General features: G+C 69.4%; 18 protein-coding genes and 1 pseudogene. 12 read left to right on the top strand and 7 right to left on the bottom strand.

What is annotated here, in order from left to right; translation table 11 throughout:
• Positions 1 to 108 precede the first annotated feature (108 nt).
• The 4 genes from IO36_RS39435 (at position 109) to IO36_RS39450 (ending at position 6,999) form a co-directional block, all read left to right on the top strand.
• On the top strand, positions 109 to 846 hold the full coding sequence (locus tag IO36_RS39435; RefSeq protein ID WP_037627827.1) for an ABC transporter ATP-binding protein: 738 nt from the start codon (positions 109 to 111) through the stop codon (positions 844 to 846).
• Positions 840 to 3,296 (top strand): ABC transporter permease, encoded by a 2,457-nt coding sequence (locus IO36_RS39440; protein ID WP_037627829.1) that lies wholly within the window; start codon positions 840 to 842, stop codon positions 3,294 to 3,296. The genes IO36_RS39435 and IO36_RS39440 overlap by 7 nt, the downstream gene beginning before the upstream one ends.
• Before the next feature lie 264 nt (positions 3,297 to 3,560).
• Complete coding sequence (locus tag IO36_RS39445; protein ID WP_037627831.1) at positions 3,561 to 4,289, top strand: aspartate/glutamate racemase family protein; 729 nt, start codon at positions 3,561 to 3,563, stop codon at positions 4,287 to 4,289.
• A gap of 208 nt (positions 4,290 to 4,497) precedes the next feature.
• Positions 4,498 to 6,999, top strand: coding sequence for a WD40 repeat domain-containing protein (locus IO36_RS39450; RefSeq protein WP_051901296.1), 2,502 nt, complete (start codon positions 4,498 to 4,500; stop codon positions 6,997 to 6,999).
• 240 nt (positions 7,000 to 7,239) lie between these two features.
• Here the strand turns inward: IO36_RS39450 and murJ are convergent, their stop codons facing one another.
• From murJ to IO36_RS39465, 3 genes are all read right to left on the bottom strand, one after another.
• Complete coding sequence (gene murJ, locus IO36_RS39455) at positions 7,240 to 8,922, bottom strand: murein biosynthesis integral membrane protein MurJ (RefSeq protein ID WP_037627833.1); 1,683 nt, start codon at positions 8,920 to 8,922, stop codon at positions 7,240 to 7,242.
• Positions 8,923 to 9,187: 265 nt separating this feature from the next.
• The gene (locus IO36_RS39460; RefSeq protein WP_245173652.1) at positions 9,188 to 9,502 is read right to left on the bottom strand and encodes a hypothetical protein; all 315 of its coding nucleotides are present in this window, start codon (positions 9,500 to 9,502) and stop codon (positions 9,188 to 9,190) included.
• The gene (locus tag IO36_RS39465) at positions 9,499 to 10,275 is read right to left on the bottom strand and encodes a heavy metal-responsive transcriptional regulator (RefSeq protein ID WP_037627836.1); all 777 of its coding nucleotides are present in this window, start codon (positions 10,273 to 10,275) and stop codon (positions 9,499 to 9,501) included. The genes IO36_RS39460 and IO36_RS39465 overlap by 4 nt, the downstream gene beginning before the upstream one ends.
• Before the next feature lie 396 nt (positions 10,276 to 10,671).
• Between IO36_RS39465 and IO36_RS39470 the strand changes: the two genes are divergently transcribed.
• Complete coding sequence (locus IO36_RS39470; protein ID WP_245173660.1) at positions 10,672 to 11,070, top strand: DUF4279 domain-containing protein; 399 nt, start codon at positions 10,672 to 10,674, stop codon at positions 11,068 to 11,070.
• 636 nt (positions 11,071 to 11,706) lie between these two features.
• Positions 11,707 to 12,072: a DUF2750 domain-containing protein gene (locus tag IO36_RS39475; RefSeq protein WP_037627840.1), complete on the top strand. Its 366-nt coding sequence runs from the start codon at positions 11,707 to 11,709 to the stop codon at positions 12,070 to 12,072.
• A 264-nt stretch (positions 12,073 to 12,336) separates the two neighbouring features.
• Here IO36_RS39475 and IO36_RS39480 read toward each other — a convergent pair whose 3' ends face one another.
• On the bottom strand, positions 12,337 to 12,693 hold the full coding sequence (locus IO36_RS39480; RefSeq protein WP_037627842.1) for a hypothetical protein: 357 nt from the start codon (positions 12,691 to 12,693) through the stop codon (positions 12,337 to 12,339).
• 196 nt (positions 12,694 to 12,889) lie between these two features.
• Here IO36_RS39480 and IO36_RS45490 point away from each other — a divergent pair.
• The 3 genes and pseudogenes from IO36_RS45490 to IO36_RS39490 form a co-directional block, all read left to right on the top strand.
• Positions 12,890 to 13,152 (top strand): annotated as a pseudogene (locus tag IO36_RS45490) (helix-turn-helix domain-containing protein); the annotation flags it as partial.
• A gap of 53 nt (positions 13,153 to 13,205) precedes the next feature.
• A complete protein-coding gene (locus IO36_RS39485) occupies positions 13,206 to 13,709 on the top strand; it encodes a hypothetical protein (RefSeq protein ID WP_037627844.1) in 504 nt (167 codons plus the stop codon).
• 120 nt (positions 13,710 to 13,829) lie between these two features.
• Positions 13,830 to 14,831 (top strand): rod shape-determining protein, encoded by a 1,002-nt coding sequence (locus IO36_RS39490; protein ID WP_037627846.1) that lies wholly within the window; start codon positions 13,830 to 13,832, stop codon positions 14,829 to 14,831.
• 72 nt (positions 14,832 to 14,903) lie between these two features.
• Here IO36_RS39490 and IO36_RS47235 read toward each other — a convergent pair whose 3' ends face one another.
• Entirely contained in the window at positions 14,904 to 15,077 is a 174-nt protein-coding gene (locus IO36_RS47235) for a hypothetical protein (RefSeq protein WP_158997753.1), read from the bottom strand.
• A gap of 240 nt (positions 15,078 to 15,317) precedes the next feature.
• On the opposite strand from IO36_RS47235, the gene IO36_RS39495 reads away from it, so the two are divergent.
• Positions 15,318 to 16,427 carry a hypothetical protein gene (locus IO36_RS39495; protein ID WP_037627848.1) on the top strand — a complete coding sequence of 370 codons (1,110 nt, stop codon included), beginning with the start codon at positions 15,318 to 15,320 and terminating at the stop codon, positions 16,425 to 16,427.
• Between the two features lie 100 nt (positions 16,428 to 16,527).
• Here the strand turns inward: IO36_RS39495 and IO36_RS39500 are convergent, their stop codons facing one another.
• Complete coding sequence (locus IO36_RS39500) at positions 16,528 to 17,130, bottom strand: TetR/AcrR family transcriptional regulator (RefSeq protein ID WP_037627851.1); 603 nt, start codon at positions 17,128 to 17,130, stop codon at positions 16,528 to 16,530.
• Between the two features lie 90 nt (positions 17,131 to 17,220).
• Between IO36_RS39500 and IO36_RS39505 the strand changes: the two genes are divergently transcribed.
• Together IO36_RS39505 and IO36_RS39510 are read left to right on the top strand one after the other, a co-directional pair.
• Positions 17,221 to 17,634, top strand: a complete 414-nt coding sequence (locus IO36_RS39505; protein WP_037627853.1) for a DUF4345 domain-containing protein — start codon at positions 17,221 to 17,223, stop codon at positions 17,632 to 17,634.
• Positions 17,635 to 17,789: 155 nt separating this feature from the next.
• Positions 17,790 to 18,317 carry a hypothetical protein gene (locus IO36_RS39510; RefSeq protein WP_158997755.1) on the top strand — a complete coding sequence of 176 codons (528 nt, stop codon included), beginning with the start codon at positions 17,790 to 17,792 and terminating at the stop codon, positions 18,315 to 18,317.
• 125 nt (positions 18,318 to 18,442) lie between these two features.
• Here IO36_RS39510 and IO36_RS39515 read toward each other — a convergent pair whose 3' ends face one another.
• Positions 18,443 to 19,924, bottom strand: a complete 1,482-nt coding sequence (locus IO36_RS39515) for a sulfatase family protein (protein WP_245173653.1) — start codon at positions 19,922 to 19,924, stop codon at positions 18,443 to 18,445.
• Between the last annotated feature and the right edge of the window lie 119 nt (positions 19,925 to 20,043).

The following is a 20,043-nucleotide window of genomic DNA, read 5'->3' on the forward strand; positions in this document are numbered from 1 at the left end:
GCCTGGCCCTACCCCAAGTCTCGCTCTGGCCGTACTGCGTCACGAGGGGCTTTCCGGGTTTCGTGGGGGCATCAACGAGCCGAGGAGAAGGTGCTGGTGGGCACACACATGACCAAGGACGCGATCCGATTGCGCTCCGTGACCCGGCGATACGGCTCGGGCGCGGCGTCCGTCACCGCCCTCGACGACGTATCGCTCGCCTTCCCGAGAGGGACCTTCACCGCCGTGATGGGACCGTCCGGGTCCGGCAAGTCGACCCTGCTGCAGTGCGCCGCGGGCCTGGACCGGCCCTCGTCGGGCTCGGTCACCGTGGGCGACACCGAACTGACCGGGCTGAGCGAGACCAGGCTGACCCTGCTGCGCCGCGAGCGCATCGGCTTCGTGTTCCAGGCCTTCAACCTGCTGCCCTCGCTGACCGCCGAGCAGAACGTGGCCCTGCCGCTGCGGCTGGCCGGCCGCCGTCCGCGGAAGGGTCAGGTGCGCGAGGTGCTCGAGCAGGTCGGACTAGGCGACCGTGCGCGGCACCGCCCGACGGAGCTGTCCGGCGGCCAGCAGCAGCGCGTTGCCCTGGCCCGCGCCCTGATCACCCGCCCGGAAGTGCTGTTCGGCGACGAACCGACCGGCGCCCTCGACTCGCGGACCGGCCGCGAAGTCCTGGGCCTGCTGCGCGACATGGTCGACCGGGACGGCCAGACGATCATCATGGTCAGCCACGACCCCGTCGCCGCCTCCCACGCCGACCGCGTCGTCTTCCTCGTCGACGGCCGGGTCAACGGTGAACTGAACGGCGCCCCGGCCGAGGACATCGCGGCGCACATGACCAGGCTCGAGGCGGCACCGTGCTGAGCACCGGCCTGCGTACGCTGCGCGCCCGCTGGGCCACCTTCGTCGGCAGTTTCCTCGCCCTCTCCCTGGGCGTGGCACTGATCGCCGTGATGGGGCTGGCCCTGGCGTCCTCACGAGATGCTCCCGACCGGAGGCCGGAGCGGTTCGCCGCCGCCCCGGTGGTCGTCAAGGGTCGGGACACCCTCGAGGTGCCCACGGCGAGGGGCGAGCGCACCCGGAAGCTCGCGCAGCCGAGAGCCGTGCCCGACGCCGCGGTCGCGAGGCTGCGGGACCTCGGGACCGTCGTCGAGGACCGGTCGTTCGCCGTGCGGGCCGAGGGCGGTCCCGCCGATCTGGTGGGCCACCCCTGGTCCACGGCGGCCTTCGCGCCGTACCGCCTCGACGCGGGACGTGCGCCCGAGGCCGGGGACGAGGTCGTGGTCAGCGGTGACTGGGCCCGTCCCGGTACGCGGGTCAGGACCGACGGCGGCGTGGTGCGTGTCGTCGGTACCGTGGCCGGGCTCGGATTCGAGAACGCCGTGTTCTACACCGACACCCGCGCCGCCGAACTGTCGCCGCGCAGCCTCCAGCTCGTGGTCGACGCCGATGCGGCGGCCGTGCGCGAGGCGGTGCGCGGCAGCGCCGGTGTCCGGGTCCTCACCGGGAATGCACGCCGGTACGCGGATGCCGATCCGGACCGGGACGGCGAGGCCCTGACCGCGATGAACGCCATGTTCGGCACGGCCGGCGGCGTCACCGGGTTCGTGTCGGTGTTCGTCGTGGCGTCGACCTTCGCGTTCGCGGTGGCCCAGCGGCGCCGCGAGTTCGGGCTGCTGCGCACCGCCGGAGCGACCCCAGGCCAGATCCGTCGCATGGTCGTGTACGAGGCGCTCGCGGTCGGTGTGCTCGCCTCGACCGCCGGTTGTGTGCTCGGTGCCTATGGGGCTCCCCGACTCGCCGAGTGGACGGTCGCCGAGAGCCTCGCGCCCCGCTGGTTCACCATCGGTGCCTCCACCTGGCCCTACCCCCTGGCCTTCGGGACGGGCCTGTTCGGGGCCCTGAGCGGGGTACTGGCCGCGTCCTGGCGGGCCGGGCGCACCGGTCCCGCCGAGGCACTGCGCGAGGCGTCCGTCGACACCCGCCCGATGCCATGGGGCCGCAGGCTGTTCGGCGCGGTCCTGCTGATCACAGCCGTGGCGACGCCGGCCCTGGACCTGGTGACGGACCCGGGCGACCTGCTGCACCGCAAGACCTATGTGAGCCGGCCGATGCTCCTGATCAGCGCGGTCGCGCTGCTCGCGCCGGTGCTGGTGCGGCCACTGACCCGGCTCATCGCGTGGCTTCCGGCCCTGCTGCCGGGCGCCGGCGGAATGCTGGCGCGGGAGAACGCCGCCACCGGGCTCCGCCGAACCGCCGCCGTCGCGGCGCCCGTCCTGGTCACGGTCGCGCTGGCGGGCTCGCTGCTGGGCGCCACCGCCACCCTCGACGCGGCGAAGGCGACCGAGATACGCGATCGGACAGCCGCCGACTTCGTGGTCACGGCGGCGCGGGACACCGGCTTCGGCAAAGCGACGCTGGAGCGACTTCGAGCCGTGCCCGGCACCGAGGTCTCGGCGAGTTCGACGAGCGCCGTGTACGTCCTGGAGGAAGGCGCGGCACTCATCAGGTCCGATGCCAGGGCCGTCGAGCCGGGACCGCTCGCGGCCATGACGCATCTGCCGCTCGCTGCGGGCAAGGTGAGCGACCTGGACGACGACTCGATCATCGTCAACGAGGAGTGGGAGAAGCACGCCGTGGGGGAGCGGGTGGACGTGTGGCTCGGTGACGGTACGAGAAAGTCCCTGAAGATCGCCGCGGTCATGACGACGGGCACCGGCGACAACGGCGTCTACATCACGCCGCGCAACGCCCCCGCAGCCCCCGTCGACCGCATCGACGTACGCCTCAAGGACGGTGCCGACGCCGGCATCGTGACCACCGCTCTGCGTCAGGCGGTGCGGGTGTCCGGCGGGAAGGTACTCACCCAGGACGACTGGGTGCGTGCCGTGTATCCCGCGACCAACCGGACGACCCGGATGGGCCTCATCCTGGTGCTTGGAATCGCTCTGCTCTACACCGGTATCTCGCTCGCCAACACGATGATCATGGCGACCTCCGACCGGGTTCGCGAATTGACTGTGCTACGACTGGCCGGCGCCACCAGGTGGCAGGTGCAGCGGCTGGTGGGCGCCGAGGCGCTGATGGTGGTCCTGGTCGGCGGACTGCTCGGCGCGCTGGTCACCGTGCTCAACCTGGCGGGCATGTGGGGCTCACTGGCCCTGCTCTCGGTACGGACGTCTCCCGAGCTCCCGTGGGCCACGCTCGCGGCGGCCACGGGAGCGTGCGCGGTACTCGCCGTGATCTCGGCGGTCGCTTCGGCCGCACTCTCCCTGCGGCGTGGGGCCGTGGAGCCGGCAGGCGTACGGGAATGACCTCTGGCCGGACGCCGGTCACACCGCTTGACGCCGGTCGCACCGGAGGCTGTCGTACCCCCGGCACACCCTGGTTCCAGGCCCGGTCGCTCAACGCGCCGAGGGCCGGTGACGTCGGTTCGACGGGATCCGCATCATCGGATTCGTCCGGACCCTACTCGGTCAAAGTACTGCTTATGAAAGTCAATCGATTGGCTTATTTGGCTTATGGAAAGATGTTGGGTGGAGATCGGAATGCCACTCGGAGCCAAGAGGAGCGGGGCGATGAAGACGATCGGGCTGATCGGCGGGATGAGCTGGGAGTCGACCGCGGAGTACTACCGGCTCTTGAACGAGTTCACGCGCGACCGGCTCGGCGGACTTCATTCGGCGCGATGCGTCATCTATTCAGTGGACTTCGCGGAGATCGAGCAGTTGCAGGTCCAGGGACGCTGGGCGGAGGCCGGCGAGATCCTGGCTGCGGCCGCCCGGTCTCTGGAGGCGGCGGGCGCCGACATGGTGCTCATCTGCACCAACACGATGCACAAGGTCGCCGACGTGGTGGGGGCGGCGGTGTCGATCCCGCTGCTGCACCTGGCCGACGCCACCGCCGACGCCGTGCGGGCATCGGGCCTGCGCCGGGTCGGCCTGCTGGGCACGGCGTTCACGATGGAGCAGGACTTCTATCGAGGGCGTCTCGAAGCGGCCGGGCTCGACGTCCGCATCCCGGATGCCGACGGGCGCGCTCTCGTGCACCAAGTCATCTATGAGGAGCTTTGCCTCGGAGTCGTGCGGGAGGAATCGCGCACCGCCTATCGGAAGGTAATCGAGGACCTCGTCGCTGCCGGCGCGGACGGCATCATCCTGGGCTGCACGGAAATCGAGCTTCTCATCGGCCCTGGGGACAGTCCCGTTCCGGTGTTTCCGACCGCGCGCCTTCATGCCGAGGCTGCTGTGGCCGCATCTCTGTCGGGCGCCCGCGACGACATCCCCGCGACTCCCGCGTCCTGCTGATCAGAAGATCGATACTCGTCCTTGCCCTTGCCCGGCCGCTCAAGTCCGCCTGCACTCCCCACATTTGGCCGTCGGAGCCGCAAAGGCGCACCACACGCTTCCGCTGCCGGTGTCAGTGGCCCTCTGTAGCATCCGTGGCCAGGTTGATGACCCCGACCGCCTTCAGGGAGGCACGGAGTCGTGGGCGGGCTGCGAGGAGCGTGTGGCGATGGCGGACAGCAACGGGGTCGGGGGACCGACGCTGGATTCCGATGACGGAGCCGCGCTGGCACGGCCGTTGGCGTTCGCCGAGGGCACGGGTTTGCCGCTTGCTCTGTGGCTGGTCTTGGCACGTGCCCTGTCAGGTCACCCATGGACGGCTCAGGACCTGAGCGAATTCCGGGACCGGGTCGGCGAACTCCTGGTCGAGACGCAGACACCGGCGGGCGTTCTCTACCGGCTGCGCTCCCCGGGAGATCGGTCAGTCGAGCGGGAGACGCAACGGACGATCACGAACGCCCTGCTGGCCGAGGTTCCCCGCGACGGGGACAGCGGGCACCGAGACTGGTCGGCTGCCGCACCGTACATCGTTGACCATCTCGCCGCTCACGCTGCCGCGGCCGGTCTCCTGGACGAGGTGCTGGAGGACGCCGACTATCTGGTGCACGCGGACCCGCCGGGCCTGCTCCGCGCGATCAACGCCTCCGGCTCCACCCGGGGGCAGGTCCGGCGCAGCATCTACCGGGCGTCCGTCCACGTCCATGCCACCGCGACCCCGCCCGAAAGACGGGACATCCTCGCCATCGACGCCGCGCGCCACGGCGAGACCGACCTCGCCCGGACGCTGTCCCGCGGCCGCCCATGGCGACCCCGCTGGGCGACCGGCTCGGTGATCCATCCCGCGCTGCGCTTCACCCGTACAGGACTGGGCGTGGACGCCGCCGCGTGCACGGTCATCGACGGACGTCCCCACGCGGTGACCGGCTGCTACGACTCGAAGGTCCGCGTGTGGGACCTGGTGGACGGTACGGAACGCCTTGTCATCACCGAGGACGACGGGGTCTACGCACTGGATTGCACGGAGATCGACGGGCGTCCCCATGTGGTCACCGGAACCTGCTCCGGCGGCGTACGGGTGTGGGATCTGGACACCGGGGCCGAGCGGTTCGCTCTCAAAGGTCACAAGGGCTGGGTGCGGGCGGTGGGTTGCACGGTGATCGACGGCCGGCCGCACGCCGTCACCGGGGGAGAGGACGGTGTGGTTCGGCTGTGGGACCTGGTCGACGGATCGGAACGCCGGCGAATGCCCGGTCACACCGACGAGATACGAGCGGTGGCCTTCGCCGAGGTCACCGGCCGCCCCGTCGCCGTGACCGGGGGCTGTGACAACACGGTGAGGGTGTGGGACCTGGAGGACGGCGTCGAGCGGGCCGTGCTCACCGGTCATACGTCCGCCGTCTACTCGGTGTCCTGCACGGTGATCGAGGGCATCCCCCACGCCGTCACCGGGAGCGGCGGCGAGGGCGAGGCCCGGGTCTGGTGCCTGACCGACGGCTCGCAGCGTGCCGTGCTGGGTGGGCAAACCTCATGGACATCCGCCGTGAGCTGCGTCGACCTCGGCGGACGTCCCCATGTGCTGACCGCCGGCGGTGACTGCACGGTTCGCCTGTGGGACCTGACCGAGGACACGGAGTGCGCCGTCCTGACCGGACACCAGGGTTACGTGGACGTGCTGGCTTGTACGGAGGTCGACGGACGCCCGTACGCCGTGAGCGGCGGCCATTCCGCGAGCCCGCGCGTATGGGATCTGGGTGACGCGGTCCCGTCCTCGAAGCGCGAGGGTCATACCGGGATCGTGCAGGCCGTGGACGCCGTGACCGTCGAGGGACGCCCGCATGCCGTCACCGGCGGCGACACCACGATACGGGTCTGGGACCTGGCCGACGGGACCGAACGACGCACCCTGTCCCACGGAGACAGCGTGGAGGCGCTGGTGTGCACGACGGTCGACGGCAGCCCCTACGCCGCGGTGGGAGGCTCCTGCGGCGTCACACGGGTCTGGGATCTCGCCGCAGGGAGCGTACTTCGGGATCTCCCCGGCCCCGACAGCCGCGTGGAGGCCGTGGCGTGGGTGGACGTCGACGGACATCCCCACGTGGCCACCTCCGACCAGGACCGCACCGTACGCGTGTGGGATCCGGACGAGGACGCGGAGCGCCCACTCCTCACCGACCGCACCCGGTCGGCGGTGCGGGCCTTGGAGCCCGTCACCGTCGACGGCCGCCCTCACCTCCTGACCGGCAGCGAAGACGGCGTACTGCGGGTGTGGAGGGTCACCGGGAAGGGCCGACGCGTCACAGCCACGATGCGCACAGGGCACCACTGGATCCGGGCGCTCGCCGCCACCGTCCTCGACGGCCGCCCCCACGCACTGACCGTGGGCGGCAACGACACCGCAGTACAGGTGTGGGACCTGACGGACGGCACCTTGCGGGCCACCCTTCCCCAACACCCGTCTGCGGTCGTCGCGGTGACCTGCGCCGAGCGAGACGATCGCAGGGAGGCCGTCACCCTGGACAGCAGCGGTACGGTCCACATCTGGGATCTTGCATCGGCCGAGATCCGGGAGGAGATCGCACTGCCGGCGCGGGCCCAGTGCGTGACCAGCGTCGGCTCGAGCCTTGTCATCGGCATGGGCGATGAAGTGGTTGTCCTGGACCGCAGTTGCTGAAGCATGTGTGTGCCCGAAGCTCGGACGCCTTGGACTGGGCGGCCTTGCGGCCCCCGACACCGCGCGCTGCGCTCTGGCGGCGGACGCGCCTGCCCCAGCCCTTGCTGCCCTCACCGGCACGAGCATCGACAACGCCAGGGACCGGACGAACTTCGTCAAAAGCAACTGGATGGTCCTGCACAGCCGACCGCACGCAGGACCATCCATGAGGCATCCGCCCTTGCACCGCCTTGCCCGGACTCAGCGCATGCCGGGCAGGCGACGCAGTTCGTCGACCTTCACCAGCCGGGCGAGAAGGAGGAATCCCGCGGCTGTTACGAGCGTTCCGGCACCCAGTGCGACGGCCGTGGACCACGTTCCCTTTCCAAGGCCCGCGCACGCACGGGCTGCGGCCCAGCCCACCCCCGCAGCCGGACCCGCGGCGCAGAACAGTTTCACGTAGGTGCGGCGCAGACCGCCGTCATCGATGCGGCCCCCGAGCCGCCTGCGGAGCAGATACGCGGTGAGGGCGAGCCCTGCCCCGTAGGAGAGGGTGTAGGAGCCGGCCATGCCGACGACTGCCCAGCGGGCGGGCAGGAACAGGTGGCAGGCGGTGGCCAGAGCGATGTTCACGCCCGCGATCCAGACCGCCATGAGGAACGGCGTACGGGTGTCCTCGAAGGCGTAGAAGGCGCGCAGCAGCAGGTACTGGGCGGAGAACGGTATGAGGCCGAGCCCGAAGGCCTGCAGCATGTACCCCAACGGGCGGGCCGAAGCGGCGTCGGCTGCTCCGTGGGCGAACAGCAGTGACGAGATCTGCGGGCCCAGGGCGAGGAACAGGAACGCGGCGGGCACGATGACCACGCCGCTGATCCGCAGTGCCCGGGACAGGTCCGCGCGCAACTCCGGGATGCGGCCCTCGGCGACGGCCCGGCTCATCCGCGGCAGCAGGGCGGTGACCAGGGAGACGGTCACGATGGACTGAGGCAGCAGCCAGATGGTCTGCGCGTAGGTGTACGCCGAGTAGCCGGCGCCCGCCTGCGGCAGCTCCTGGTCGGCGGCGTTGGCGTAGTTCGTCACCACGGCCAGGGCGACCTGGTTGGCGAGGACGAACAGCAGCGTCCACTTCGCCGCGTGGACGCTCGTGCCCAGGCCCGTGCCCCGCCAGTCGAACCGAGGCCTGAACCGGAACCCGGCCGCCCGGGCGAACGGGATCAGGGCCAGGGCCTGCAAGGCGATGCCCGCGGTCGTTCCGATCCCGAGCAGCCGCACCTGGCCGGAGGTGATGTCCTCGACCCGGTCGGGCACGGTCATCAGCCCCAGGTAGGCGGCGAACATCCCGACGAGCACGACGTTGTTCAGCACCGGCGTCCACATCATCGCGCCGAACTTCTCCCGGGCGTTCAACACCTGCCCGTAGATGCTGAACAGCCCGTAGAAGAAGATCTGCGGCAGCAGGAACCGTGCGAACGTCACCGTCAGCCGAAACGCATCGTGTGTACTCGGGGTGTCCCGCATGTACAAGCCGACGATCTGCGGCGCCGCCCACACCGCCAGTGCCGTTCCCACCGCGAGCACGCTCACCACGAGCGTGACCAACCGCTGCTCGTACGCCCGCCCGCCATCGGGCTGCGTCGCCCGGGCCCGCACCAGCTGCGGTACCAGGACGGCGTTGAGCGCACCGCCGATGAGCAGCGTGTACAGGCTCGTCGGCACCGTGTTCGCCGTGTTGTACGTACTGGCCAGCAGACCCGTACCCAGCGCCGCGGCCTGCAGCACCTGGCGGATCAGCCCCGTGGCCCGGGACACCACTGTGCCGACAGCCATCAACAAGGACGAACGAGCCAGCCCGCCCGTGTCCTTCTCACGCCGGGCGGCAGGCCGCCCCGTTCCTTGCTGCTCCTGCGACATGACCCGCGCCGCAGAGTGCGTCCCCTCCACCATGCCGTCAACCTACGTCCTCACCACTCCACGACCCCAATTCGTCCGCTCCGTCGAGCAGTTACGACGCACCCCTGGGCAGTGGCTGTCGCGACAGGAAGACGACAGTCACGACCCACCGCTTCAAGATCAGCTTTCCATCGGCTGAACCACGTCCTGCGGTCCTCCTGCGAGACCCGAGAAGCTCCTTCGTGCTCTGCGGCCGCAGCGCGTCAGCCGCGTTCTGTCCGTCCTCAGAGCCACCGTGTCCGACCGCCGGCGCGCCCGCTCAGCGGGTGGTCTGGCTGCCGCTCGACTTCGGAGGCGGGCCCAGGGTGGGCATGCCGAGGTCGGCCGGTGCGGCTTGTGTGTGGCAGGAGGCTTTGCGGCGTCGGCGCCGTACGACGAGGACGCCGAGCCCGGCGGCGATGGCCGGGATCGCCAGGGCGGGCATCCACAAGGCGCCGACCGCGGAGGTGACACCCAGGCCACCGAGAACGGCCAGGAGCGGGCCGGCGCAGCACACCGCGCAGGCGGCGGCCACGGCCGCGCCGACGCCGAGCGTGCCCCAGGGCCGGAAGGGGCGGGGCGAGGAGGGGCTCATACGGTTGCTCCGAAGAGGTCGGCCAGCATCCCGGCGGCGGACTCGGGGGCCCGTACTTCCAGCTGGAGGGCGGTCGGGGTCAGGCGCAGGGTGAAGTCGAAGAAGGCGCAGCAGGCCTGCTCCGCCGCGGCGAGCGCGGCCAGCTTGCCGGCCAGCTCGGTGTCGGCGGGGAAGATCAGGCGGGCGCCGTCGGGGAGATCCTCGCGCCGCTGTGCCTCGCTGATCAGCCGCTGCCATTGCTGGGCGCGCTCGCCCAACTTGGCGGCGTCCAGGGTGCAGGCGACCGGGGCATCCCGCCAGGGCTCTGACTCCGGAGAGAGGCGCGTAGGCGACAGCATGATCGGCACGGGCCCGGCTACGGCCGCCGGTCCGCCGGTGGTACAGCCGCAGTCCGGACCGCACGCTCCTGCGGGCGCTGGAGCCGAGAGATCGGCGTGAACGCCGGTGAGATGCATGGAAAATGCGCGCAGCTCCGCGATCCGGCCGTCCGTCTCGGCGATCCGGTCCGCGACCAGCGGCAGGATCCGGGCCCGGACGGAGGCGCACACCCCTTCCTCCCGGACAGCGAGGAGTTCACGGATCTCCTCCAGTGCCAGGCCCAGGAGCTTGGCCGAGGAGATGAAGGCCAGGTGTTCCACCGCGTCCTCGCCGTAGACCCGATACCCGGACGGTGTGCGGTCCGCGGGCAGAAGCCCAGCCTCCTCGTAGAAGCGCAGTGTCGTGGCCGGTACGCCGGAGCGGGCGGCCAGTTGCGAGATGCGGTAGGTCGTCACACTGCCGAAGGTAAAGCTTCGACCCGACTTGAAGGTCAAGTCGGGCCAGTGCCCTGCCCTGTCAGCCCGGCGACGGTCTACGGCACGGGAGCAGGAAGGCCACGCACGCCCATTTGAGTTGATCACGACCGGAGGTAACGCCTTACCCTGATTGCGATCAAGCGCTCGAAACGTGCGCAAATCCGGGGCGGGTTGGCCGGTACCCCCGCGGGAAACACGGACTCCTGCCGGCGAATGGTGACTTGGGGTGCGTGCTCTGAGGAACAGGGTCGGGAAGAACAACGTGTCGCGGTTCGTCGCGATAGGCGACGGCGAGGGCAGAGTGGTCGTCGTGAGCAAGTGCGGGGAGATCTTGGTTCCGACGCTTGACAGGTTCCGGCCGTGAGTGCTTTCCGGATGTACCTGAGGGTGGTCAGCGAATCTCTGCAGCCGCAAGAGATCTCCACGCGGCTGGGATGTGAAGCGGACGAAGCGACCGCGATCGGCAGTCGCAGGCACCCTCAGTCCCCACCTCGCAAGCATGCGACCTGGATTCGCCATGTGCGGGGCCGGGGCGAGTCCGGGCGGCCGGAGGATCTCGAACCAACGATCCTGGCTTGGGGGCCGGAGTTCGCCGTGGCGCTGGGGCGCCTGGCCGACTCGCCGGACGCCGCTGTCTCCCTCGTGGTCGTCCAGGAGATCACCGACCCGGAGGACCCGCAGCAGAAGGGCATCTTCCTGGGCGCGGACCTGCTGGCCTGGCTGGCCCGGGCCGGAGCGTCGCTGGACATCGACCAGTACGTGTATCTCGACTGAGCCGACTGCTGGGGAAGAAGCTGGCCCGGGCCAGCCGTGCCGCTAGCCGATGACCTGGCCCGGGCCAGGTCATCGGCCTGAGCTTGGTTCCCCTCGCAATCACGGTGACGGGACTGGGGCCAGCGTCCTGGCCCCGACTTGCAGGCGAAGCCCTCCTGCCGAGAGCCTAACGAAGCCAGCTGGGGAGCCATTGTGCAGACAGTCGGATCCCCGCCTCACCGTAGGAAGGCTTCGTCGTCTCGGTTGGTCCGGGACGGCATGCTGGTGAGGGAGCTCCTTGAGGAACGGGATCCGGCATCGTGGCCATGGCGATCTGGGGTGCGCGCTTCATCTTGGCCTCGGCGATGAGGTCGGCGATCCAGTAGTCGCAGTCGTTGGCATTGAGAGTCGTACTGGCCTACCAGGCGTTCCGCGGTGTGGTGCACGTCGTGGGGCAGGCTGTGGGGAGCCGGAGCCGGAGCCGGAGCCGGAGCCGGAGCCGGAGCCGGAGCCGGAGCCGGAGCCGGAGCCGGAGCCGGAGCCGGAGCCGGAGCCAGGCTGGAACCCCCAGCCGTTCGTCTTGTTGAGGACGTCGACAGGCGGCAGGCCCTTCAAGTCGAAGGTGCCGGCGAGGCCGGGAAGATCTAGGAGATTTCAGTGAGTGTGAGTGGGGCTCAGGCAGCGGCCTTCTTCCGTGACGTCGCGCGTACTCGTACCGTCTGGTGGGTTCGAGACGACGAAGGCTGCCCGGTTCCGGTCGCTACTTCCGGGCACGAGGCTTTCCCCTACTGGTCGACGAAGGCCCGTGCCCAGCGCGCCGCGGAGCTATGGGGTCCTGATTTTCGAGCGGTTTCAATGCCGCTGGATCAATGGCGCGACGCGGCTCTGCCGGATCTGGTCGAGGAAGACCTGCGAGTGGGAATCAACTGGAGCGGACCGCGCCTGACTGGATGGGACTTCACCGTCAGCGAAGTGGTCAATCGTCTCAACCACGCTCTCGGCGAGCCGCCGTACGGCCGGTAGATTCGCCACGATCTCAAAGTATGCAGAGCGGCAGAATGCCGCCCGGGAAATGAGGCAGAGGCTCCACGGGAGTTTCTCCCAGGCGGGACATCGGGATGCCCAGCGGCAGTGGTGGATGGCGAGGAGCGGGCGCCTGAAGCGCACATCGGGAGCGCGCCCGGCGGAGCGCAGCGCGCCAAACGGATGACTGAGCCTTTTCGGTGCGACCACCGAGCAGGTGACGGATTTGGTACCCATGGCATGAAGCACTTGCCGGGAAGGCAGTCAGTTGTAAGCGTCTGTCATGCAGTCCACCCGGCAGTCGGCGGCTTCGTAACGCCGGCGGAGGGCGGCAGCTGCTTCTTCGCGCTCCACGAAGAGGTGCCCGTAGTGCTGACATGCCACCCTGGTCACGTCTTTGACCGTGACGATGGCCGGTTCACCGCGTGCGGTCCGGCGACGCGCTTCGGCGATGGCCATGTCCGCAGAACGCAGCAGGTTTCTGGATCGCTCCCGGATCATGGCCGCCTGGGCCCGTTTCACCGAGAGGGGGCGCAGGGCACCTCCCCGCCAGACGAGGCCGACGGCGACAAGTGCGAGACCGAGTGCTATGAACAGGAGTCCGCCGGGATCGTGACGCATCTGTCCAGTCTTCACCACTCGCGTGGTGATCGTCGTGTCTGCGTCGACGTGACGCTCCGATTTTCGGAGCGACTTGGCGTCAATGAGTCTTCCGGAAGGCTACCGATCGGGTGACGCCACCGGGATACGCCACGCACGAGGCTCCCATGCCGTTGGGGCGTGTTCGAAGTCTCAACCCACCAGCGCAGGAGCCTCGTTGGTGCTCTATCCTGCCGCACTCGACCTCCCTCACGTCTGGTCGAGTGGGTCAGGATGCTCATCGTCACCCGTGAGGGGGACCGACGGTGCAAACTCCCCCCGCACCAGGGTGCGTTGATCGCGCGGGTGTACCTGCGTCGTCACGAGACCCTCGCCCGACTCGCGACCGGTTTCGGGATATCCGTCGGCACCGTCCACGCCTACGTCATCGCGAAAGCCATCCCCACCCTGGAGAGGGCAACGCTGAAAACGCTCGCTGACTGCCGCGCCATGCCGGCGACTGCATCCGTTGCGGTGTCTGCTTGGATGCGGACATGGGCAACGGTAGTCACGAGGAATCAGGTCTGACCAAGAGCACCTGGAGCGACGCAGATTTCGACGACATGGGGTGGCATGACGTCACCATCCACGGGTTGTCCGTTCAGCCGACCGACGACATCCTGCCGCGTCTCCTCCTAGACCTCGACTACATCGTCCGCTGGGTCCACCCCGTCCCACCCGCGAAACACTTTTCGTTCTGGGTTTCTCCGGCAACACTCGTCTTCGACGACGTCTTCGACCTTGAGGGCGACCTCGACTTCAAGGGTGTGGCCCTGGACTTGGAGGTCGACAGCGTGCACAGGCTGGCCACGGACGACGCCCGCCCGAACTTTGCACACATTCCGCTCTGGCACATCGAAGGCAACGCGTTCGAGTTGAAGTTCCGGGCCTCTGGCTTTCATCAGTACCTCCGGCGGCCTCCGAGACTCGTGTCCCGGCAGGTGCTGTCCTCTACCGAACGCGGAGGTTGTGCGTTCACCGAGCAGGGCTTCAGCTGACTTGCGGCCTATCGAGGCGTCCGCGATCAGCGAGCACGGGGACCGCGTCGACACAACCTCGGCCGGCCAGATCAGACACGGTCTACGATCACCGCACAGGAAACGGTGCGGGGTGGCGGCGTGCTCTGGTGGGCTCTGGACGCGATACGGGTGCAGGTGACGGGGCGGAACGCCCGTTTCTCGCAGGTGGTGTTGGAGCTGGCCTGGAATCCGGGCCCGGGGACGGACGCGTCGCTCGCGGCGCAGGTCCTGGCCGGTGCTGTGAAGCCGGCGCAGTTGTGGGCGCCGATCGGTTCGGTGGTCCTCGTGGCACCCGGAGCCTACGCACATCACGGAGTGAAGCCGGCCGTGGACAAGGTCCAGGAGCTGTGGCCGGCGGCAGTGGTCACGGTGGTGGACGAGACGGTGGCCGCCCTGGTCGGTGCCGGCACGGACCCGGAGCCGGCCGCGTGTGTCGTGGTGCACCAGGACGGGCTGCACACCTCGGTCGCCGTCGTCGCCGGGCGCGAGGTCATCGCCCGTGCCCTGGAGAGCGGTGGCACGCGAGGTCTGGCCCAGGCGGTGGTCGAACATCTGCGGGCCGAGCACCGGCTCGATGCCGGCCTGGAGCAGGCATGGGCCTCCGTCGTTCACGGCGGAGCGTTCGCGCCGTCGCCAACGGTGCCCCGGCCCGGGCCCGTCCACGGGTCGTTGATCACCGAGGATCGCGTCTCGCCTTCACCGCCGGGCACGGTCACCTTGACGCCGACCGAACTGCGGACCGCCGCAGTGGCCCCTGCCTACCGGCGGGTGATGGGCCTGGTGGAGCAGGTGCTGGGTGAAGCGCCGCCGGAGACCGTTCGGCAGGCGACGGCCGGCGGGCTGCTGCTGACCGGCCCGCACGTCCCCGGAGCCGCAGACCACCTGACACAACTGACCGGGATGCCCGCTCGGCAGGTCGTCGAACCGAAGGCAGGACTTCAGCGCCCCCAGGTCCTCCTCGACGGGGTGGCCCGTCTGCTCGCCGAGCAGCCGCCGGCCCCCACCGTCGCCGAGCGCCGCCCCGACCTTTCAGAGATGTTGCGGTTGCTGGAGAAGCTCGGCCTGCGGCCGCCACGTGATCGGAACACCGACGACAGGTGAACCGGATGCGGAGCGCCCCGGGCCGGGACTCGTGCGGCTTCCGCGAGCCGATCGCCACACCAGGGGTGGGCCTCACACCGGAACGGACTGGGGAGGAACCGGGGGCACCAGCGGGCGGAGCTGGGACGTGCGGTTTTCGTGGGCGGCACTCGCGCTGCCGGTGAGCGTCGCGCTGACCGCGATCGCGTACGGCCTCGTCCACGGGGCGTCGCTGACGCCCGTCGGATGGCGGAACACGTTGGTCATGGGCTAAGCCGGGATGGCGTTGGTGAGGGTCTGCTCGGGCTGGCGTTCGTCCTGTACGACTTTCGGACGGAGAACTCGGAGGACAGCTCGCGGATACGGGAGATCGCTCGGCTGACGCCCCGAAACCACGCCATCTGATCGGCGACCTGGCCTGCGGCATCAACGATGCTCCCGTCTCGGCAGACCTGGCCGACGGCCGGTGCCGTAAGGTGCCGACAAGTCCCCATCGTCGGAGTCCTCGTGCCGCAGCCTGCTCGACTGATCACCACGATCGCCGCCCCACTGGCTTTCTCGAGAGCCGACGACCCCCCGCGTCTGGAGGGACGGTCCGCCGCCCGGCTGCTCGTGCAGCGCGGCGACACGGAGCTGATCGTGCAAAGGCTCGAGCCGTCGGCCACGGATCCGGTCGTCCGCTTTCCAGCCCCCTGGCCACGCCGCTTCGGCGAGGACGCGGTGTCGCCTGCCGGCGATCTGGCCGTCTTCACCGGCCCGCACGCAGTACGGGCCGTCGACAGCTCGGGCAGCACGCGCTGGGAACTACGGCACCGCTGCTGGGCGGACTGCGCGGGACACGAGAGCGTTGCCGAATACGCGCACGACCGTGGCCATCACCGATACCACGGCAGCGGCTCGGCCTCCTTCTCCGCAGACGGGACGCTCGTGTGGGCCCACATCCGCGGCCCCTTGGCGCACGAGGAACCCGTCCGCGGCCGCTATACGGAAGAGTGGCTGGTCATCGATGCGGGAGAGGGCACCGTGCTGGGCCGGGCCCGTACGCATACGGCGGCCGCCGGCTCCGACCATGTGCCGCACCCGGACCCCGGGCAGATGGGTCTGAGCATCGGCGAGGGCCAAGACGGTACCCCGCTGCGATGGGGCCGGTGGGACGGCCATGCCCTGACCGTCGACAGTTTCGGTGACGAGGACCGTGTCCTGTTGGCGGTGAGCCCCAGCGGTGACCGCCTTCTCACCGTCACCCACGACCAGGACACCCTGGCCCTCCACCGGACCGCGGACGGCACGGTGGAAGCCGAACTGAGCGCGGACGTGATCCCCGGGCATCCCGCTCTGAAAGCCGAGCAATTCGACCTCTTCGAGGACGACGAGTCACGAGCGTTCTTCGACTACGAGGGGGGCTTTCTCGACGAGGACACCGTCGTTGTCGGGACGGCCGAGAGCGACGAGGAATTCGGTGCGGGTCGGCACTGGCTCGTCGACACGACCCTGATGCAGCAGGCCGAGCCGCTCGTCCATCCCTTCGAGGTGTCTGGTCCGCCGAGAGCCCTCGGCGACGGCACCTGGTACACCCTGTCCGCGACCGAGAACGCCCTTCATCTGTGGACCCGGTGAGGGCGTTGCCGAGGAGCGCGCCCGCCCGGTGCTGAGCCCCGTTCCCCGCACCCGGCCGAGCGCATGACCGAGTACGTCGACGCCGGTGGTGCTGCCTCTACTACCAGTCGAGGGCCGGGTCTTCGGAGAGCAACGGCCGGAGCGCGCCGAGCACCGCGCCGATGCACACGTCCCGCAACTGAGTGCGGGTGCAGGTCTCTTGGGTGAGCCAGTCGACACAGAGGACCTGAACGAAAACCAGCCAGCTCTTCAGTACGCCGGACACGGCCTCTTTGGTGCTCTCGTCCGCGAGGGGGAGTACGGCCAGCAGCCGCGTACGAAGTGCGTCCAGCTCGTTCGTCATGATCGTCTGGATCACGGGATCGCCCGCGAGCACGCGGTTCGCGGCGAGGACGGCGTGGCGGTTCGCCACGAAGTAGTCGAGATGGACGTCCATGCCTTGGATGAGCTGATCCACCAGAGAGTCGGCGGGGTCGAGCCTGGTCTCGGCGAGCAACTGGTCCGCGGCCTGCTGGTACACGGCCGCGAAGAGGACGTGCTTGCTGGAGAAGTGACGGTAGAGCAGGGCTCGGGAGACACCCGCCTCTTCGGCGATCTCCTCCATCAAGACATCGTCGTACGGGTGAGCGGCGAAGAGCCGCGCTCCGACGGACAGCAGCTGGGCACGGCGGTCGCTGGGGCTGAGCCGTTGGCGGGGAGGCACGGACGAAGACTACTTGACATGTGTCCACTAGCGCATCCAGTCTAGTAGACGCATGTCAACTTAGCTCCACCGAGACATCTCGGAGGGATCATGGCAAGGGCTCTGCGCACACTCACGCGGTTGATGGGCTGGTCCAGCGTGGCGATCGGGCTGTACCACGTGCTCCTCGGCAACGCGGCGATCCCCGGAGCGGCCTCCGCCGGCACGACGGTCGACAGCTGGGGCCGGTTCATGGGGGCGAGCTTCGTCGGCTACGGGCTGGCGTGGCTGTGGGCCGCCCAGCAGCGGCCGATCCCGGCCCGCGCGGTGCGCTGGCTGGCCGGCGTCTTCCTGCTGGGCGGCATCGGCCGGCTGCTCTCGCTCGCCGTGCACGGCTGGCCGCACTGGTTCCAGATCGTGCTGGCGTCGATCGAGCTCGGTCTGCCGCCGATTCTCTTCTGGCTGGCGGACGCGGAAGAGCGCACCCAGCGGAGCGAGGTGAGAACGGCGACGGCAGCACGGTGAACGCGCGCTGCGAGGCGACGAGCCGCGGCGCAGACAACTGGGCGGCCAGTCTTGTCGAACAGATGGGGGGCGGCGGCGCAGCGCGGGGGACGGCGTGGCCGTTCGACAGCAGCGGACCTCATCGCCGCCGGACCCGGCGAAGTCCTCGTCCCTCCATGACAGAGATCCATGACAGAGATCCAGGACGGAGTTTCGCGGCCGAGAAGCTCGATGTCCGGCAGGTCATACGGCCGGACCAGCCAAACCCGGCGGCACAGGCCGCGCGGGATCCTCAGGCCCGACGGGCCGACGAGAAGGGGAAGACCATGACCAGGTATCGGAAGACGACTCGCGCACTGACCGCCGGTGCGGCTCTGTTAGGCGGGCTGGTGCTGTCGGCGCCGGCGCAGGCCGCCGACCGCACCTCCATAGTCGTCTACGGCGCTGACATGCGTGCCAGGGCTGTTTCCTATGGCGCGAACGGCGCTGTCCGGGTCTGCGACACGGATTCGGACGGATACGGGGTCGCCGTCCGGTACTACCGCAAGGTCGGGGACCCGCAGACGCTGTATGACTCCAGGGGCAATGGCCTCTGCACCGAAACCACCGACATCCGAAGCAATCCGATCGTCCTCTTCACGGCGTGTGTGGTCATCGACCACGTCGACTACTGCGCTTCTCCATACCAGGACACCGGCCGGTAGTCCGGGGCGACAACAGGAGCAAGACGGGCGTGGGCCGCGTGGGGTGAGGTCGTGTCACGGACTGCCGTGACCGCGGCCCCTGTCGCGGCCCCGCTCGCGGCTCCGGTCGCCCCCGGAGGCCGGGGTCACCGCTCGATCCGGGACGCCTTCGCGCAGGCGGTGGACCCGTGACAGTGCTGAAGAGCCGTCAGTGTCGCGTGCAGGCGCTTGAGTTGGTCATGCGAGAGGGCTGACGCGCGATTGTGCAGTTCGTCGGGGTCGGTCTTGAGGTCGTAGTACTCGCGCTCACCGTCCGCGTACTCCACCCACAGCGTGTCGGGGGTGCGGATGGCCTCGTAGGTGGGCGGGTTGCCGCTGTCGGTCGGTGCCGCGTCCGGGTCGCCCTTCTTCGAGCCGGGCCGGTGGTGTTCGATCAGGGCGGCCTGGCGCCAGTCGTCCACCCGCTCACCGTGCAGGATCGGGGCGAGGCTGAGGCCGTCCGTCGTGGCGGCGGGGGTGAGTCCGGCGAGGTCCTGGAACGTCGGGCTGAGGTCGATGTTCTCCGTCGGCTGCGACGTCGTCGAGCCCGGCTTCACACGGGGCCCGGCGACCACGAGGGGCACCCGGATGTCGGTGTCGTACGCGGTCTGCTTGCCCGGCCGCAGACGGTGCTCGCCCATGTGGAAGCCGTTGTCGGAGCTGAAGACGATGTAGGTGTTGTCGGCGATGCCCTTGGCCTTCAGCTCGGCGCGCAGGTGTCCGATCATGTCGTCCACCGCCTGCACCGAGCGCACCCGCTTGGCGAACTTCTGGTCGATCGACCGCTTCTCCCGGTCGGACAGCGGCTTCAGCGAGTCCTGCCACTTCGGCCCGGGCGAGGGCGGGGTGTCGAACGCGGCGGTCCGCGGAGCCTTGAGGCCCGGAAACGTGGCGGCATCGCGCGGAGCGGGGGTGGAGGGGCCGTGCGGCGCGAAGGTCGCGAGCTCCAGCATGAACGGCTTCTTCGCCGCGGCCGAGGAGTCGATGAACGACGTCGCCTTCCGCGACACCACGTCGGTGAGGTAGTCCTCGGGATCGTGCCCGTAGGAGACGACCTTGCCGTTCTCGTTGAGGTCGTAGTTGAACTCGGGATAGCCGTTGCCGGCCGTGTCCCACTCGTCCCAGCCCGGCGGTACGTACGGCTTGTCGGTGCCGTTGGTGTCGGCGGGCTCGTAGCCGTTGAGGTATTTGCCCATGAAGCCGGTGCGGTAGCCGGCCTTCTGCATGGCCGGCCCGTAGCACTTGCGCTCGTTTCCCCTGCGGTTGAACGCCTGGTAGCCGCCGTCACTGCCGTTGTTGGTGAACACCCCGGTGTTGTGCGGGAACTGACCGGTCAGGATGGACGAACGTGAGGGGCAGCAGAGGGAGTCGGTCACGTAGTAATCGCTGAACGACATCCCGTCCCTCTGGAGTTGCCTGACGTTCGGCATGTACGGGATGAGGTTCGTCGCCAGGTCGTCGGTGAGGACGAACACGATGTTGGGTTTGCCCCGGCCGGCACCGCTGCCGGCGGCCGAACCGCCCTGAGCCGGCGCGCCGGCCGAACTCGAGCACGCCCCGAGCAGTGACGCGGCCAGTCCTACGCCCACGGCGGCACGTAAAACCGGGCGGCGGTGTCGTCGGCCTTGCATGAACACGGGTCCTCCTGGAATCGAGCAGACCAGCGGACCGTAGGGCGCGACCTTGTGGAATCCTTGTGGAGGGGCAG

This window comes from Streptomyces aureus (genome assembly GCF_000725495.1).
In the GTDB taxonomy this organism is placed as follows: Bacteria; Actinomycetota; Actinomycetes; order Streptomycetales; family Streptomycetaceae; genus Streptomyces; species Streptomyces aureus_B.